This window comes from Paenibacillus sp. FSL H8-0260 (assembly GCF_045040625.1).
GTDB lineage: Bacteria > Bacillota > Bacilli > Paenibacillales > Paenibacillaceae > Paenibacillus_AQ > Paenibacillus_AQ odorifer.
Genome location: NZ_CP150298.1, coordinates 5,922,470 through 5,941,051, shown reverse-complemented (window position 1 = coordinate 5,941,051; position 18,582 = coordinate 5,922,470). Strand labels below are relative to the sequence as shown.

Genomic DNA, 18,582 nt, shown 5'->3' with positions numbered 1-18,582 from the left:
TTGACTCATTGTCAGCAACGCTAATCATTTAATCCCTTACCCTCAAGGATTTGCGGGATGAATTTTTCAATTCGGGATACGCGGGTTTTGGATTGTTTGGCTTGAGAAAAATGATAAATATATGCGTTTTGCCGTCCAGGCGTTAAGGCTTCAAAAGCAGTTTTCAAGCCAGGAAGTTCAGCGAATTTAGTCTGAAGCTCTTCAGGAATGAGGTAATCTTCTTTCTTTTTTAATTCGACTTCTAAACCCGCCTTTTCAACTTCTATGGCATTTTGAATGTAGGCTTTCAGAACAGCTTCCATTTCAACGATTTGTTGCACATTCGTAAACCGAATTTGGCGCGCTGCCTGCACATTTTCTGTTTGTTGAATTAGAATCCCATTGGGATCCTGTAACAAGGCACCTTTGTGAAAGAGAAGCGCACAATATTCTTTAAATCCATGAATTAGTACTATGTTTTTATCATCAAATGTGTAACATGGATGCATCCACTTATAATCTTCGGTCAGCCCGCAATCAAGCACGATCGTTCTCAACTGCTCATATTCTTCCCGCCATTGTTTCGCTTTACTTAAGAATTTATCAACCCTAGGATTCAATTTATTATTTGTCATAAAAAACACCCGTCTTCATCATAATTTTCAATACAATTTTACTGTTTTTTATGGAATGTACAGTCGTAATCTTCTGAGAATGGGCAACCTATGTTGTCTCCCGTTCGATCAGTTGGAACGATAGGGGCTGCAGCTCCATATCCAGTCCAAGCAGGGTTGGAGCCAGCAGAAGAAAGGCGTTCTCCGCCTGTCCCGCAATCGGATTCCGAACAGTGGTAATTCCGAGTGTCTGTGACAGCTCCGAATTATCAAAACCAATGATGGCTAGATCACCGGGCACATCCAGCTGCTGTCTACGTGCTTCGCTCAGAACGCCCACCGCCACCAAATCATTGGAGCACAGAATGGCATCCGGCTGATCGGGTTGTCCAATTAGGGTTCGCACCAATTGCTCTCCGTCACGGATTCCATAAATCGTGGAGTAATACCATTTCTCAACGATGGGAAGATTATATTTGGTCATGATTTGCTCATAAGCTAGTCGTCTACTCTGGGTATTTATGCTGCTTGGGCGGCCAAAAGCATTAGCGATACGCGTATAACCCCGCTCTATCAAATGCTCTAGAGCGAGTGCATATCCATCATATTGGTTCATGGCAACTGACGGTATTTCAGGATGGTCCATGCGTTGCCAAGACACAATCGGGCCGTATTTGCAGTAGGAAGTTATGACATTTTTATCGTTAACAGCGGTCAGAATAAGCAGAGCGTCGACTCTTTTTTGTTTGAGATCCTCGAAGGCCTGAAGTTCCTTTTGTTTATCACCGCCGGTGGTATAAATAATCGTCTGATACCCGTAACGGCCGGAAATTTCGACGAAGCTGTTCATGAAGTACAAAATAAGCTCGTTGAGGTCTAAGGTAATCATGCCGATTTGCTGGGTTTGGCCTTTGGATAAAGATATGGCATTCCGATTGGGAACATAGTCCGTCTCTTTCATAATGGCGAGAATTTTCTCCCTAGTTTCCTTGCTGACATGGGGAGAATCGTTCAGGACTCGGGATACCGTAGCTTTGGAAAAGCCCGACAGCTTAGCAATTTCGTCAAGTGTGGACATCGGCTTATCTCCTTTGCAAGATTAATCCTTGACATGTAACGCGTTCCAAGGTTTAGGATTCGGATTAGAGCAGTAAACCTATACTATCACAATAGCAAAGGCGGGAAGAAATATGAACTTACAATTTCCAGAAGGATTCCTATGGGGTGGGGCTGTAGCCGCTAACCAGCTTGAAGGGGCATATCAGGATGATGGCAAAGGCTGGTCTACCCAAGATGTCATGCCGCATGGCATTAAGTCTGCGCCTACAGAAGTTCCTACCGACGATAACATGAAGTTGATTGGTATCGATTTCTATCACCGATATAAAGAAGATATTAAGCTGTTTGCGGAAATGGGCTTTAAAGTATTCCGGACGTCTATTGCCTGGTCCCGGATTTTCCCGAAAGGGGACGAGCTGGAGCCGAATGAACAGGGCTTGCAGTTCTACGACGACCTGTTCGACGAGTGTCATAAATACGGCATCGAACCGCTAGTTACGATCTCCCATTATGAGACCCCGCTGCATTTGGCACGAGAGTATGATGGATGGGTTAACCGTAAGATGGTGGAATTTTACGAGCGTTATGTGAGAACGATCTTTAATCGTTACAAGAACAAGGTCAAATACTGGCTGACCTTTAATGAGATCAATTCTATCCTAGAGTTCCCATTTATGAGTGGCGGAATCAATACTCCATTGGAAAAATTGAGTAAGCAGGATCTGTATCAGGCCATTCACCATGAGTTCATTGCAAGTGCTTTGGCGGTAAAAATCGGTCATGAGATCAATCCTGATTTCAAAATAGGCTGCATGGTGCTGAGCATGCCAATTTATCCGCTCACTCCGCATCCGGACGACTTGATCAAGGCGATGCAAAGTGATCACAAAAATATGTTTTTTGCGGATGTTCATAGCAGAGGTTATTATCCAGGCTATATGAAACGGTTCTTTAAGGAAAATGGAATTCACATTCATTTCGAGCCAGGGGACGAGGAAATTCTGAAGCATACCGTGGATTTCATATCGTTCAGTTACTATATGAGCACATGTGAAACGGCTGATCCGGAGAAACAGATCAGAGGAGAAGGAAACCTGCTGGGCGGGGTACCGAATCCGTATCTGGAAGCGAGCGAATGGGGTTGGCAGATCGATCCGCAGGGCTTGCGTTATGTGATGAATATGTTCTATGACCGATACCAAAAACCGCTGTTTATCGTGGAAAATGGCCTTGGCGCCGTCGATCAGCTGGTTGTAGACGGGAACGGTGAGAAGATCGTAAACGACGATTACCGGATCAATTATTTGCAAGATCATTTGGTTCAAGTAGCGGAAGCTATTGCTGATGGCGTGGAAGTTATGGGATACACAAGCTGGGGCTGCATCGACTTGGTTAGCGCAACAAGCGCCGAGCTGAAGAAACGTTATGGTTTCATTTATGTAGATCGTCATGATGATGGTTCAGGTACACTGGAGAGATACCGTAAGAAGTCCTTCCACTGGTACAAAGAAGTAATTGAATCCAACGGACAAAGCCTGTTCTAAAAAAAAGTCCTGATAATCAAGATATTCTTGATCTATCAGGGCTTTTTTTGTTATCCAATATTATACAGACCGTGGTTTATTGTTGACATCATTAATTGAACATGTTAATTTGTAAATAATAAATTAATCGGATATCAGGATTGCTACTGCATAGCAGGCAAAACCTAAGTTTCATTTATGATTACGGGGATAATTTCTCTCGTACATAGATGTGATTTAGGTTTTTTTGTGTTCCCTGATAACCGTGATTAATTGATCTGTTACAAAGGGGTGTATAAAAATGAGTTATGAACAGCTAAGTAAAGACATTATTCAATCTGTCGGTGGGGAGAAAAATATTAACAATGTGATTCATTGTGCCACGCGACTAAGATTCACACTTAACGATGAGCAAAAAGCTGATAAAGAAAATTTGGAAAAAATGAAAGGGATTATTGGGGTAGTTAGCAAAGGGGGACAGTTTCAAGTTATAGTGGGTACCCATGTTGCTGATGTGTATAAAGAAATTGCCAAATCCATATCCCCTAACAGTGACTCTGGCGAGAACAAGGTAAAGAAACCTATAGGGACTCTGATTTTTGATGTTATTTCTAGAAGCTTTTCGCCTCTGATTGGTGCTTTAGCAGGTGCGGGTATGTTGAAAGCGCTATTAACCGTACTTGCTTCGTTACATGTTCTAAGTGCGGATAGTGAAACTTACAAAGTATTAGCCGGCGCTAGTAATGCTGTGTTTTATTTTCTACCCATTTTCTTAGGAATTACGTTATCGATTAGGCTGGGTGTTAATGCTTATGTGGGTGGTAGTATCGGTGCGGCTTTACTTGAACCTAATATTACGGGATTAGCAAGTGTTGAATCTCCACATTTTTTAGGTATTCCTTTAGTAATTTCGGACTATTCATCAAGCGTGTTTCCGATTTTTATCGCCATCTGTATATACGCTTTATTGGATAAGCAGCTAAGAAAGTTTATACACAAGGATTTGCAGATGTTCTTGGTCCCTATGCTATGTTTGATTGTGATTGTTCCGTTAACTATTTTGGCTTTCGGACCGTTTGGCGTGAATGTAGGGAATTTAATTGGAGACGCTATTTTGTTCCTCAGTACGAAAAGCGGTATTGTTACAGGGGCAATTGTGGGAATAGCTTGGACGTATTTGACTGTACTCGGATTGCACTGGGGACTTGTGCCAATTATTCTTGAGAACATTGCTAAGGGTGGAGATCCGATATATGCAATGGCCGGCATGGCCATCTTCGCGCAGCTGGGTGTAGCGTTGGGTATCTTCCTGAAAACAAAGGACAAACAGTTGAAAACATTGGCCGGCAGTACATTTATACCAGGCGCGCTTTCCGGTGTAACAGAACCTATTATTTACGGTTTGCTGACTCGTTACAAACGGACTTTCATTTATGTAACCATTGCCGGCGGTGTAGGTGGAGCACTTAGTGGTCTTTTCAAAGTGAAGATGGAAGTCTTCGCATTTGTGAGCGTATTAAGTCTTCCCGCATTCTCTCCGCTGGTCGTTCAAGCGATTATAGCAGGTGTGACCATTGTATTGGCTATGGTAATTACCATGGTATTTGGTTATGAAGATAAAAAGAAAGTGAATATTGTAGAAGAAAAAAAGAATACTGAAAAAAGCGGGGTTATCCTCCCTCACGCCGTTAAAAGTTCAACCGTTGTAAGCCCTCTGGCTGGTAACGTAATCCCGTTAACCTCAGTAGATGATGCTGCCTTTGCTTCTGAAGCAATGGGCAAGGGGATTGCAATTGAACCCACAGAAGGTAAGCTTTATTCACCGGTAAGTGGAGTTGTATCCACTATTTTCAGAACAGGTCATTGTATTGCGGTAGTATCGGATGAGGGTGTTGAGGTCTTGATTCATATCGGTATAGAAACCGTGAAGCTAAAAGGTAAATACTTTGATGTGAAGGTGCAAGAAGGAGCAACCGTTAAACAGGGTGATCTATTGATTGAGTTTGATTTTGAACAAATAAAAAATGAAGGTTATCAATGCACAACACCGATAATTATTACCAATACGGCTAATTATAGTGATGTGATTGGTACCAATAAAACAGTTATTACACCGGGTGAAGATTTGCTGACTGTTGTAGTGTGATCTATTGAAGAGTCATAAGGTATGAATGGAATCGATCTCTTAGTACTGCTACTTAGAGATCGATTTTTTATTATAGAATACTATAAAAAAGTGCTAGCTTCGTAAAATGAAAAGGTAAGGAGCTGTAATATGCGGATCGAAAAAGTGTTAAACAACAATGTTGTTACTGTCATAGATGACCAAAATTTTGAACTAGTAGTTATGGGAAGAGGACTGGCCTTTAAGAAAAAACGTGGAGACTTTTTAGAAGAAGATAAAATTGAAAAGATATTCACTTTAAGTAATCAAAAACTTTCAGATAAGCTAAAAACGCTGCTTTCCGAGATTCCAATCGAGCACATGGAGCTCTCAGAAGAGATTATTAACTTCGCCAAACTGCAGCTCGGTAAAATGCTGGATGACAGTATTTATGTTAGTCTGACAGATCATATCAGTTTTGCGCTGGAGAGATTCTCAAAAGGGATGAAGATTAAAAACGCCATGCTTTGGGAAATCAAAAGATTCTATAAAGAAGAATATGAGGTTGGGAAAGCTGCGCTTCAAATTATACATTCCAAGCTCGGAGTCAGACTTCCCGAAGATGAGGCCGGACATATTGCGCTCCATCTGGTGAATGCAGAACTAAATGAAGAGATGCCTAACATGGTGAATATCACCAAGATCATGAACGACATCCTAAATATCGTGAAGCGCCATTTCAGGCTAGAGTACGACGAGGAGTCCCTTGCTTATTACCGTTTTATCACTCATTTGAAATTTTTTGCACAACGTCTCATCAACGGTACTCCACCTCCTGATAATGAGAATGGCTTATTTATTTTGGTAAAGCAGCAGTATAAGGAAGCTTTCGCAAGCGTTGAGAAAATTAAAATCTATATTGATAAAACATATAATCGGGAGTTAACAAATGATGAAATGCTGTATCTGACCATACACATTGAAAGAATTACAAACCAGATCATGGAGTAGAGACGGTTAAGCATTAAATTTTAACTTTGACTTTCAGGAGAATCGCGTATAAGATTACTAATATGTTTTCTATGATAATCATTATCAATAGATTGATAACTGTTATCATAGAATAAACTTCGAACGTTGAATCCAGGGGGATAAAGTAAATGCACAAAAAGTTAATTAGTTTATTTATGGTTGTTGCTATTATATTGGTCGTATCAGGCTGTGGTACTAACCAAAAGAACAATTCAACATCGAACGCGGGAGCAACTGATAAACCAGCTGCTGAAAACGCGGGCAGTGAATCTACAAGCGGTCCTATTGTTTTAAAGGATTCTAAAGGTGAGATTACGCTGGACAAACCTGCGCAAAGAGTTGTGGTATTGGAATGGACCTTTACGGAGGATGTTATTGCACTGGGAGTGCAGCCAGTAGGTAACGCAGATAACGAAAACTATAAGCTGTATGTGACTTCTGAAGCACCGCTTGATGCAAACGTGACTGATGTTGGTTCCCGTGACGAGCCAGATCTGGAGACAATTGCTTCATTAAAGCCTGATCTAATTATTGCCAATACGGGTGGGCATGAAGGAATCTATGATCAACTTAAAAGTATCGCTCCAACATTGATTTTCGGCTTGTATCCGAATGAAGGAGAAGGTAATCAGTACACACTGATGGAAGATACTTTCAAAACAATTGCAGCGGCAGTAGGTAAAACAGCAGAAGCCGATAAGGTTCTTGATGATTTGGATGCACATTATGCAGATGCAAAGGCAAAGCTGGCTGATGCAGGCAAAGAAGGCTTGAACTATGTACTGACACAAGCATACAGCTACCAGAATGCAGCAACGATGCGTCTTTTTACAGATAATTCACTTGCGGTACAAACTTTGGATCGGATCGGTCTGAAAAACGACTGGAAACCTGAAAATTTCGAAGTTTACGGATTCAGCACCTCTACAGTTGAAGCATTGCCTGCGGTTCAGGATACAAATCTGATCTATATCGTCCAAGAGGATGATAATATTTTCACGAAAGAACTGAAGGATAATTCCGTTTGGAATGGCCTTAACTTTGTGAAAGAGAATCGCACCTTCGGATTGAGCAGTACTACTTGGGTGTTCGGCGGTCCGATCTCCTCCAAAGTTATCGTGGATGAAGTTGTAAATACATTAACGAAATGAGTGCGGTTATGAACGAAAAGAGTAGCAAAGAAGCCTCTATCGGCATGAACTGGCGGATCATTGGAATATTTGGGGGCGGCTTTGCCGTCCTCTTCATTCTGTTCGTTTTAAGTTTGGGCTTTGGGGAAGCCAAGATCCCTGCAACTACTGTAATAGATGGCTTGCTGAATCGCCAAGATATAATGGAACATAATCTGCTCTGGGATATCCGCATGCCACGTACAGTTATTGGTCTGCTGGCCGGGGCTGCTCTGGCTGTGGCTGGGGCATTATTGCAAACTATAACGAAGAACCCGCTTGCTTCCTCAGATACACTTGGGATTAATGCCGGGGCATACTTTATGGTCGTGCTTGGTATGGTAGCTTTTCCTGCTTTGCAGCACGAGTTTCCATTTTTGTTGGCAGTTGCAGGGGGACTGCTTGCTGCTTTAGCCGCTTATTTATTGAGTGGAGGCAAGGCGGCCACACCTGTTCGGCTGGCTTTGTCAGGTATGATCGTCTCCATGGTGCTCGGAGCGTTTACATCGGCCATACATATTTTTAAAAGAACAGAAACACAAAATCTGTTTTTATGGGGTTCAGGTTCCCTAATCCAGTTGGATTGGGACGGTGTTATATATGCCTGGCCTTTTGTCGTAGTGCTGCTATTGGCAGCGATATTTGCCGGCAGACAATTTGATGCGCTGGAGCTCGATGAGTCAACGGCCCGTTCACTTGGACAGCGAGTAGGGTTAATTCGGGCGACGGGGCTTGGCCTATCGGTATTAATGGCTGCGGTTGTAGTCAGCGTGGTCGGACCGATTGGCTTCGTCGGCTTAGTGGCTCCCCATCTTGTCCGGCTTAGTGGAATTCGCAAGCATCGCCTGCTCATTCCTGCAAGCGCGTTGTGGGGAGCCTTGCTCATCACGGCAGCGGATACGCTAGCGCGTGTAGTGCGAAGCAGTGTGGGAGAAATGCCTGTTGGTGCAGTTATGGCGATTATTGGAGCCCCGTGGCTCATTTGGCTGGTACTCACCAAGATGAAAAATATATCGGGCTCAGGCGCTGGCCAATCATCGATGAGTATCGGTGGGGCGGGACTGCGTCTGCGCTTTGTGCCGACGGCTATAGTTATGACTGTGCTGCTGATTGCTATTATCCTCGTAAGCTTATCGTTTGGGGGAACAAAAATACCGATCAGCGAATTGCTGAGCAGTATGTTCCATAGGGGGGATCAATCCTATTCCGTCCTGCTGAATTTACGGCTTCCCCGTACACTCGTAGCGGCTGCAGGAGGGATCGCACTTGCAATCAGTGGTGTACTGATTCAAAGCGCTGTTCGAAATCCACTGGCAGATGCCTCTATTATTGGTGTGACCTCAGGGGCTGGCTTTGGTGCTTTGGCCGTAATGACCGTTTGGCCAGCATTGACGGTATTTGCAGTTCCGCTTGCCGCAATCGTGGGTGGGGGACTGGCTGCAGCTTTTGTCTTTTTTATGGCCTGGCGCAGGTCCTTGAATCCATCGGTTCTGATCTTGCTTGGAATCGCAGTCTCTGCAATTGCCTCTGCCGGAATCCAGGTCATGATCGTCAAAGGAAGTTTATGGAGCAGTAGCTCCTTAATTTGGTTAACGGGTTCGACTTATGGACGAAGCTGGAATCAATTTTACATCCTATTTGCATTCCTGCTTGTACTTGTTCCGATTGCATACTATTTGGGCCGAAAATGCGATTTGTTGGCATTTGGTGACGAGAGTTCAACAGGATTGGGCTTGCCGGTTCGAGGAACGCGGCTTTGGGCTATGATTATCGGCGTTTTGCTCGCCGCGGGAGCCGTTGCAAGTGTGGGAACAATTGGCTTTCTCGGACTCATGGCGCCGCATGCGGTGCGGATGATGATTGGTCATCATACGAGACGCTCGATTGTTTTGTCAGGATTACTTGGCGGCTTGATGCTCGTCATTGCCGATACGCTCGGAAGAACCATAATGGCGCCGAAAGAAATCCCTTCAGGCCTTATTATTATGCTGATTGGGGCTCCGTATTTCTTGTTTCTAATGTACCGGTCACAGGTTAGAAAAGTGTAGATTTTGTTATAAGAAAAAATCAGGGGGTGCCCCAGCAGCCGTAAAATGGCTGCTGGGGCACCCCCTGATTAATTAGAGCTTGCTCTATCAAGAACTCCTCAAACATCGTTTCATCTGTTTAAAATTCCCCTCCCTTACGCTACAGCTATCGGACACAGATGACCTTTATTTCGCATTTGAAGTGCCAACGGACCGCATAGTCGCTATTGGTATGAAAAGTACCCGATTTGCCCTTCTTCCTACGAAATAACGTCATTGGAGTCCGAAACCAAGCTCCAAAGGCTAAAAATGCGCATATAACGTCATCTGAGTCCTTAAGCCTCAGCGAATGTTGAGAATTTATTGGTGCAGGCCACCAGCGCCCATAAACAAAAAGCAGCGATTCTCCCATACCGGGGATCGCTGCTTTTTTAATTGGATATTATCGATTCGTGAACAATTATTTAACTATTATTCTTAATTTTGTATATTTTCGTTTGCTAGTTTATACTTGTATCTTATGTTGTAGAATTTTGGAAATAAGGAGTGGGATTATGTGAGACTCTTCGACAGAAAAGGTATACAAGATGGCAGCAAAGCTATTAACAACTCTGGTGAATTAAGAATCAATATTTTTTTCTTTAGCACTTTTATTATTTTTTGTGTAATTATCCTACGCCTTGCGGTCTTGCAATTTGTCGAAGGACCTACGTTATCTGAAGCTGAGGCTAATCGGGATACGAAAATAGTGGCATTATCGGCATTGAGAGGGAATATCCTCGCTGCTGATGGTGAGAAATTGGCATACTCAACGCCCGTTCAATCTTTGTACCTTACTTTGGATAAGGAATATACCGCAACAAAAACAGATAAAACTACGAAAAAAGTTACCTTAACTGCTGAGGCAAATAATAAATCAAAGGTACTCGCCACCAAGTTAGCAGAAGCCTTCGAAACTTATGGTGATCCTAATGAGAAAAAACTAACCACAGAAGAGATCCTTGAGTCTATGGATTTATATTCAAAAAAACTCTCTGGTTATGTAGCGCGAAGAATTAAATCAGGTTTAACTAAGAAAGAAATCGCTTATTTTTTAGAACACAAAAACGAATATCCAAACCTTGAAGTGATAGAGGAAAGCAGCAGGCATTATGATACCGATACGGTGGCTGTACAAGCTGTTGGCTACGTGAAATTTTTCAAATCCTCTACTAGTTTAGATCTTTATAAGGATGTACTTCAGGCGATGAAAAATAATCAGAACCCTGGACTTAACTATAAAGAGGATGAGCTAGTAGGCTTTGATGGCTTGGAGCTGCAATACCAGAAGGAGCTTCGGGGACAGAATGGTTATAAGGAAGTTTCCGTAGATCCGCAGAATATGGCGGAAAAAATTGTCAGTATTGAACCCCCGGTCAAAGGAAGTACTATCTGGACTACCCTTAATAAAAAAATTCAGCTGAAGACCGAAGAAGCCATTAAAGATCAGATTCAGTGGTTGCACTCACACACCGTTCAGGGAGAAACACATCCGGATGCTTTAACAGGTTACGCTGTGGCCATGGAAGTGGATACAGGTAATATTATTGCAATGGCAAGTATGCCTGACTATGATACCAACAGCTGGGCTACGGGTTCGATCTCTCCAGAGGTGTATAAAAAAATTGAAAAGCATTACCAAAATGGAACGATAACTCCATACTCATCAGGAAGATCAGGGCATAATTTTGAATCTACCGTGCTGCTCGGTTCGACCATAAAACCATTGAGTGTGTTAATTGGCTTAAAGGAGGGCTTTATAAGTACTTCTTCTACCTATCAAGATAAAGGGATCACCTCATTTGGTAGAGAAGGACATGAGACTAATGTAAGGAACTCATCCAATCATGTATACGGCTCTTTGTATCCTCATACAGCAATTGAAAAATCTTCAAACGTATATATGGTTGATATGATCGGGAAAAAATTGTACGACAAATACAAGTCTAAGGGTATTGATAAATGGGACACCTATATGAAAGAATTCGGTTTGGGTGTTCCAACAGGAATAGGTTTACCAAGGGAATACTTGGGTGATTTGAATTATAAAGCTGAAGCTAAAGCGGGTTCAGTGCAGTCTGCACTTGTGTATGCTTCTTTTGGGCAGCAGGGGCGTTATACCGTTCTTCAGTTGGCGCAATATGCGGCTACACTAGCCAATGAAGGGCAACGAATCAAACCACAGCTAGTAAGCAAGATCACGGACTCCAAAGGTAAGGTTATCAAAAAATTCAAACGGGAAGTGCTTGATGAAGTGACTACTTTCGATAAATCCTATTGGCGGGAGATAAAGAAAGGGATGAACAGTGACGTTAAAAGTGCCTTCGGAGATTTCCCCTATGATTTTGCGCGTAAAACAGGAACTTCACAACAGACGGATAGTAAAAACATAAACCGTGATAACGGAGTGTTTATAGCTTTTGCACCACGTGAAAATCCAAAACTTGCTGTAGCTGTAGTTATTCCTGAAGGCGGATTTGGATCTAGCAGTGCAGCACCTGTAGCGAGAAAAATTTTTGATGCTTATGATTGGGAGTACGGATTGGATGGAATTCCGAAGAAAAATGTGGATAAAAGCATCAGCGAATGACCCAAAGGAGAGCGCAAACCGCGCTTTCTTTTTCTTTTTACAGAGCGGTTTGTGGCGGATCGAAGGAACGGGTTCCAGATTAAAATATTGTAACCATAAAGCGTGAAACTTTTATCCTAGTAGGAGCGTCAAAAGGTTAGGAAAAAAATGTATTCGTCATTCCAGGAGGGTGAATCTGTGAAGAAGTTATGGATTTCTATTTTAGTGGGCTTATTAGTTTTGCCAATGATGTTTCAATCTTCAGTAAAAGCTGCTACTGCGCCCATCAGTATTTTTATTGACGGAGTTCGATTGTCCACAGATCAAGCACCGGTGATGGTAAATGGACGGACGATGGTACCCTTACGGGCAATCTTTGAAGCCTTTAATGCCACTATCAAGTGGAATCAGAAAACACAAACTGTAACTGCAACTAAGGATGATACAACGATTATGTTAAAGATTGGCTCAAAGACAGCCACGATTAACAATAAAGCTGTAACTCTAGATGTGCCGGGTCAGAATTTGAAAGGGAGAACGATGGTTCCTACACGGTTTGTAAGTGAGGCATTGGGTCATGATGTGGGATGGAATCCGAGCACCAAAGTGGTGACCATAACAACTTCCGGCGGTAAAACTGGAACTGTAAATCCGGCATCGAATGTACAGTTAAAGGATGTAAGTGATAACGGTGACGGCCGTGATCTTCAGGTCAGCTTCACCCAATCTTCTAATGAAGCTCTTGTGGATCATTACCGGGTAATGATTGTAAAGGCTTGGAGCACTTTTAATATCTCATCTGCACAAAAGGTTACATCTGCCAATTATTCTACGGTTTTAGCTACAGGCACTAATCCTACGATTAGAATGACAGCAAATTCAAGGGATGTTCATGGTGATCTCATTAAAGGTAATCAAACCTATGTAGCTTATGTTTACGCAGTGGGTAAAGGCAATAATACCAGCGCTCTCTCGTATAGTTCTGCGACTATATCGCTTAACACTAACACTGTAGTCGTTGCCCCAAGTAATGTACAAGTAAGTGATGTGAGCGATTATAGTGATGGCCGTGATTTAGCCGTAAGCTTTAATAGGGTATCGGATGAATCTAAGGTGAGTTCTTATCGAATATTTGTGGTCAAAGCTTCTAATTATTCTTCTTTTAATTTGGCGGCAGCAAATGCTGTTAGCAGTTCAAATTACACGCAGGTTAACAAAACAGGCTCTAATATTACCCAGGTCCTATCATCAGGAGCGAGGGATGTGGATGGAGCCGTCATTAAGACGGGAGTTAGTTACCGTATCTTTGTTATGGGGGTAGATAGTAGCAGTAATACAGCCAACAATTTGTTGTCTGCTGCTTCATCTGCGATTATGCTGTCCTCGGTTAATATCTCTAATTTAAGTGTAAGCGACGTTAGTGACATTGGCGATGGCCGGGATATAAAAGTATCCTTTAACCACGCTACAGATGAAACGTATATCAGCCAATATCGAATCCTAGTTGTGCCTACAGCTTATTACAGTAACTTCAGTTTATCTGAAGCGAATAATGTCTCCAGCGCTTACTACACAGCGGTGAGCACAACAGGATCTAGCACCAGTCAAGTGTTAGCCTCGTCAGCAAGAGACGTACGTGGTAATTTGATTAAGAATGGAACACCTTACAGAGTGTATGTGTTAACGATTGGCAGCGGCAAGAATTTGGGAACCAATATTCTCTCAGCGGATTCAGCATTAATTACGTTGGCTCTTAACTACAATGTGAGTGCTGTCTACAATTTGGATGTAAGCGACGTAAATGACTATGATGATGGCCGGGATTTAAGAGTATCCTTTAACCACGCTACGGATGAAACCTATATTAGCCAGTATCGAATCATGGTTGTACCTACTTCCTATTACAGCAGCTTCAGTTTATCTGACGCCAATAATGTGTATAGTTCCAACTACACAGCAGTGAGCACAACAGGATCGAGCACCAATCAAGTGTTAACCTCGTCAACAAGGGACGTGCGGGGTAACCTGATAAAGAGTGGAATCAATTACAGAGTTTATGTGTTAACGGTCGGAAGCGGGAATTACTCGGGCAGCAATATTCTTTCTTCTGGTTCACTTTTAATTACGTTGAATGTAGATTACAAATTGGCTCCTATTTCGAGCTTGGATGTAAGGGACGTTAATGATTACGAAGACGGCCGGGATATAAAAGTATCCTTTAACCATGCCACGGATGAAACGTACATTAGCCAGTATCGAATCCTGATTGTACCTACTTCCTATTACAGTAGCTTTAGCTTAACACAGGCAAATGCTGTTTCTAGCTCCAATTACACAGCGGTAGGCATTTCTGGAAATAACACCAGTCAAGTCTTGGATTCTTCAGCCAGAGACGTAAACGGAAATTTAATAAAGAGTGGAATCAGTTACAGAGTGTATGTGTTAACGATTGGCAGCGGCAAGTACTCAGGTACTAATGTGTTGTCCTCAGAGTCGAATGCCATAACTTTATCCACTAAGCTGCCGGTAACCTCTGTCACTAATGTAACGTACAGTGTGGATGAGGGTAAAATACTAGTGAGTTTCAACCGTTCCTCTAACGAGTCTAACATTTCGGAATATCGAATTCTGGTGGTTCCGTCCAAACAAGGTTTTGGTTCAGCGGAAGCAATTGAGGTGAAATCCTCGTATTATACGTCGATAACGCCTAACGGAACGAATCCTACAATTGTTGCCTCGAGAAGAGATGTTAATGGTGCATTAATTGTTAAGGGTGTTAAATATAAAGTATATGTTCTTGCGGTAGCCAATAACAATGGCGTGCAAAGTGGTGGTCTTTCGTATTCAACGGAAGAGATTGAAATATAAGGATAGGGAATAAAATCATTATAATATAAGGCAAAAAACCTTTATTGAGCACTGGGCTTGATGAAGCGCTTTTTGCCTTGTTTTTTTGTTTTCTATTTTTTATAAAAATAGGGTTGCGATTATACACATTTAAAACATTTGGTTTAACCTATTGGAAGCGCTATAATTGAAAATAATTACATGCTTAAGGAGTCTATCATGAAAAGAGGCAGGATATTCTACAAGATTTTTGTTCCTATTCTGGTGCTGGGAATTGGCCTGGTTATTAGCTTCGGTGGCTATATTTATCTGACGACGATTAATTCGGTAAATGAAAGAGTAGCGGATGATAAACAGAGTTTAATTACTCAAATTAAAAACACCCTGGAACAGAAAATTCAGACCATCGAATACGCTTTTAATACTTACAGTACCACCAGTTCCTTCAGGGAGGTCGTGCAAAATCCGATCACCGAGCAGGATTTTGAGAAGTATCGCGAGATTAATTCCCAGCTTAACTACATTGCCAGCATGGGGATGGATTTTGTTAATTATTCTCTAATCAGTTTGGAGCAGAAATGGCAGATTTCCAATGGTAAGCTTTCACATTTAACGGAAGAAGAGAGCAGGACACTTTATGAGAGCTATATTAATAACCGTAGCCGGGGGTTGTTTTGGGTTAAGACGGATAAGGGTATCCGCTTTGTAAATACCCTGCCGGTATTCTCACAGACCAAACAGGCGATTGCCTTATCTGATATATCCCTTCAGACCTTGCAGAGCACCCTTCAGACCGAAGGAAACACACCGGTGTTTATTCTTAACCGGGAGGGTGAACTTTTATATGAGTCGGAAACTGGAAAGTCCCTGCTGACTAATAATCAACTTAGCCATATCACTAATGTTGCCGGAGGCGGGGGGCAATTGGGGACGATTGCCATGGAGCGGGCTGATCACCAATCGATTAAAGCTATTTATGCTAAATCTTCTTATAATAATTGGATTTACGTAACTATTTTGGATAAATCAGAAATTTCTGATGCACTAAAGACAACCCGATTCGGGATTGTGATGATGGTACTGCTTATTACGTTGTTGATTGCGGTAGTCGCTTATGTGATCTCTTTGTATTTCACCAAGCCATTCCGGCAGATTCAGCGCCGATTATTGCCTGCCAATGCGGAGCTAGAGCCTAAGAATGAGGTAGACTGGATTATTAATTCGATTGATACCATCTTATCGGAGAAAGAAAGCCTAGAGGGTCTGATTGAGTCTGAGATGCCTAAGTTGGAAACTCAGTTTATTCTAAATCTGTTTCGTAGCCGGATATCCCAAGAAGAGCTTAATCTGGGTTTGCCTCGTTTCGGTTATGAGCTGTCACAGAATTCGGTGTACGCAACGCTGCTAATACAGCTGGATAACTATGGGGAACGGCAGGCTAGTGATAAGGATCTTCTGCTTGTAGCGGTTAACAAACTGGTGGAAGAGCTGATTCCGCAGGAGAGGCGGATGATTCCTATCTTATTAAATGACCGTACACAAGCGACTATCCTGATCTTTGAGGGAGCGAATGAACAGGAGAACCGGAGAATAGCACTGGACTATGCCAAGACAATTATTCGAACAGCTAGAGAAATCCTGAAACTATCCATTAGCGTTGGAATCAGCAATTTTTATGATAATTTATTGTTTAGTAGGGAAGCTTGCGAGATGAGTAAGCAGGCGCTGCATCATCGTTTAAATCTGGGCAAAGAGTCTATCATCTTCTATGAGGATATATCGAAGGTGATCTCGGGTCCAGTTCTACTGCATTATCCGTCTGAGTTTGAGTCCCAGTTATTTGACGCGATTCGGATTGGAGATGAAGAACAAGTCTCCTGTTCTCTGTATCCATTACTCGGGGAAATGATGAAGCACAGTAAGAACCCTTTGAATTTCGAAGTCACATTAATACGTTTCGTCAACAATCTGATTCAGCTGGAGCAGCTGCTGGGTGTAGAGGTTCTGCTGACAGAGGACAATTCTACGTTGTATCACCGATTGTTAGACATCCGTAATCCGGAAGAGATCGAACGCATTTTGGTCAAAGAAGTTATCCATCCGATGGTGACCAGCGTTAAGGAGAAGACAGACCGTCAGTTCCGCCTCTTATCCGATAAAATTGCGGTGATTGTCCGCTCGGAATTTGATCAGGACTTAACGCTAGAATTAATTGGTGATCGCCTCCATTACAGTCCGAACTATTTAAGCAGTATTTTCAAAAAAGAGTACGGGATGACGTTTAGCGAGTATCTAATGAACTATCGTCTGGAAATGGCTAAGAAGTGGCTGGTGGAAACGGATATGACCATTAAAGAGATTGCTGAAAGGCTGCAGTACCATAATCCGCAGAACTTTATTCGATCCTTCCGTAAAAAAGAACATGTAACACCAGGTGCATACCGAACCCAGAAACAGGAGAAGTAAGGCGCTGAACACAAACAGCCAGCCCCGGGAGACCGGGGCTGGCTGTTTGTGCAGCTGCAATGTTTTAGCCTTTTACAGAACCCAGCAGGGCTCCTTTGGTGAAGTGTTTTTGTACGAAAGGATAGGCGAGCAGCATTGGAACGGTTGCGACTACGATAACCGCCATTTTGATGGTTTGAGCAGGTGGGATAATATCAACAGAAGCATTATCTCCCTGCATCCCGCTGGCGACGATAACAATTTGGCGCAGCAGGACTTGAATAGGCCACTTAGTGGAGTCTGTCATATATAAAATTGCACTCATATAAGTGTTCCAGTAAGCTACCCCGTAGAACAAGGAGAGGGTCGCGATAGATGGCATCGCCAGCGGAAGCATGATTTTGAAAAATACACCAAAATCATTAGAGCCGTCAATCTTGGCTGATTCCTCTAGCCCTTCCGGCAGCGCCTGGAAGAAGTTACGCATAATGATCAGGTTAAAAGCATTGATCGCAACAGGCATGATCATGGACCAGTACGAATCGATTAATCCGAAATATTTAACTACCAGGAAAGTAGGGATCATTCCCCCGCTGAAGAGCATGGAGAACACGATTACGAAATTGATGAAATCTCTTCCGTATAGATATTTTCTAGATAATCCATAAGCCATTAAAGAGGTAAGAACCATACTGACAACTGTACCCACTAAGGTTACACCGATGGATACGCCAAGCCCTTTAAAGATAGTAGGCGTTGACAGTATATAACGGTAAGCATCCAAAGAGAATGTCGTCGGGAACAGGATGAAGCTTTTTTCTACTACCTCCTGTGTTGAAGCAAAGGAACTGGCAAACACATTGACAAAGGGTAAAAGACAGGCTAGGGCAATGAGTGTAAGCAGTGTGGTATTTACAATAGTAAACAGCCGGCTACCCATATTTTCTTTTTTAAAAGATGATTGCGACATGCAGATATCCTCCTTGTAATCGTTTCATTGAAACTTTAACAGGGGTCTGTTATTCCGTATATAATCATTAGCTTGGGCTTTGTTTTGGGAGGAAAAAGCGAGATAAGGCATAGATGATCTTTATGTATTGTAGTAATCACTATAAGATGCACGGACCTGGAAAACCTTATAGCTGTAGGGTTCTTGGAGTATCAGTATCTGATGA

Annotated in this window: 11 protein-coding genes; 8 read left to right on the top strand and 3 right to left on the bottom strand. The window is 42.5% G+C overall.

Annotated elements, in window-relative coordinates:
* Positions 1–20 precede the first annotated feature (20 nt).
* The gene (locus MHI51_RS26260) at positions 21–614 is read right to left on the bottom strand and encodes a YdeI family protein (RefSeq protein ID WP_036685448.1); all 594 of its coding nucleotides are present in this window, start codon (positions 612–614) and stop codon (positions 21–23) included.
* A gap of 88 nt (positions 615–702) precedes the next feature.
* Positions 703–1,671 (bottom strand): LacI family DNA-binding transcriptional regulator, encoded by a 969-nt coding sequence (locus MHI51_RS26255; protein WP_405173373.1) that lies wholly within the window; start codon positions 1,669–1,671, stop codon positions 703–705.
* Positions 1,672–1,783: 112 nt separating this feature from the next.
* Between MHI51_RS26255 and MHI51_RS26250 the strand changes: the two genes are divergently transcribed.
* The 8 genes from MHI51_RS26250 (at position 1,784) to MHI51_RS26215 (ending at position 17,428) form a co-directional block, all read left to right on the top strand.
* Positions 1,784–3,196: a glycoside hydrolase family 1 protein gene (locus MHI51_RS26250; RefSeq protein WP_076220000.1), complete on the top strand. Its 1,413-nt coding sequence runs from the start codon at positions 1,784–1,786 to the stop codon at positions 3,194–3,196.
* A gap of 280 nt (positions 3,197–3,476) precedes the next feature.
* Positions 3,477–5,321 carry a beta-glucoside-specific PTS transporter subunit IIABC gene (locus MHI51_RS26245; RefSeq protein ID WP_076219999.1) on the top strand — a complete coding sequence of 615 codons (1,845 nt, stop codon included), beginning with the start codon at positions 3,477–3,479 and terminating at the stop codon, positions 5,319–5,321.
* Positions 5,322–5,450: 129 nt separating this feature from the next.
* Positions 5,451–6,290 (top strand): BglG family transcription antiterminator LicT, encoded by an 840-nt coding sequence (gene licT / locus MHI51_RS26240; RefSeq protein WP_036685434.1) that lies wholly within the window; start codon positions 5,451–5,453, stop codon positions 6,288–6,290.
* A gap of 149 nt (positions 6,291–6,439) precedes the next feature.
* A complete protein-coding gene (locus tag MHI51_RS26235; protein WP_342410155.1) occupies positions 6,440–7,462 on the top strand; it encodes an iron-siderophore ABC transporter substrate-binding protein in 1,023 nt (340 codons plus the stop codon).
* A gap of 8 nt (positions 7,463–7,470) precedes the next feature.
* Positions 7,471–9,528, top strand: coding sequence for an iron ABC transporter permease (locus MHI51_RS26230; protein WP_405173372.1), 2,058 nt, complete (start codon positions 7,471–7,473; stop codon positions 9,526–9,528).
* Between the two features lie 535 nt (positions 9,529–10,063).
* Entirely contained in the window at positions 10,064–12,136 is a 2,073-nt protein-coding gene (locus MHI51_RS26225; RefSeq protein ID WP_076277178.1) for a penicillin-binding protein 2, read from the top strand.
* A gap of 177 nt (positions 12,137–12,313) precedes the next feature.
* Positions 12,314–14,983 (top strand): stalk domain-containing protein, encoded by a 2,670-nt coding sequence (locus tag MHI51_RS26220; RefSeq protein WP_405173371.1) that lies wholly within the window; start codon positions 12,314–12,316, stop codon positions 14,981–14,983.
* A gap of 198 nt (positions 14,984–15,181) precedes the next feature.
* On the top strand, positions 15,182–17,428 hold the full coding sequence (locus MHI51_RS26215) for an AraC family transcriptional regulator (RefSeq protein ID WP_076130455.1): 2,247 nt from the start codon (positions 15,182–15,184) through the stop codon (positions 17,426–17,428).
* Positions 17,429–17,492: 64 nt separating this feature from the next.
* Here the strand turns inward: MHI51_RS26215 and MHI51_RS26210 are convergent, their stop codons facing one another.
* The gene (locus MHI51_RS26210) at positions 17,493–18,377 is read right to left on the bottom strand and encodes a carbohydrate ABC transporter permease (protein ID WP_076130456.1); all 885 of its coding nucleotides are present in this window, start codon (positions 18,375–18,377) and stop codon (positions 17,493–17,495) included.
* Positions 18,378–18,582: the final 205 nt, after the last annotated feature.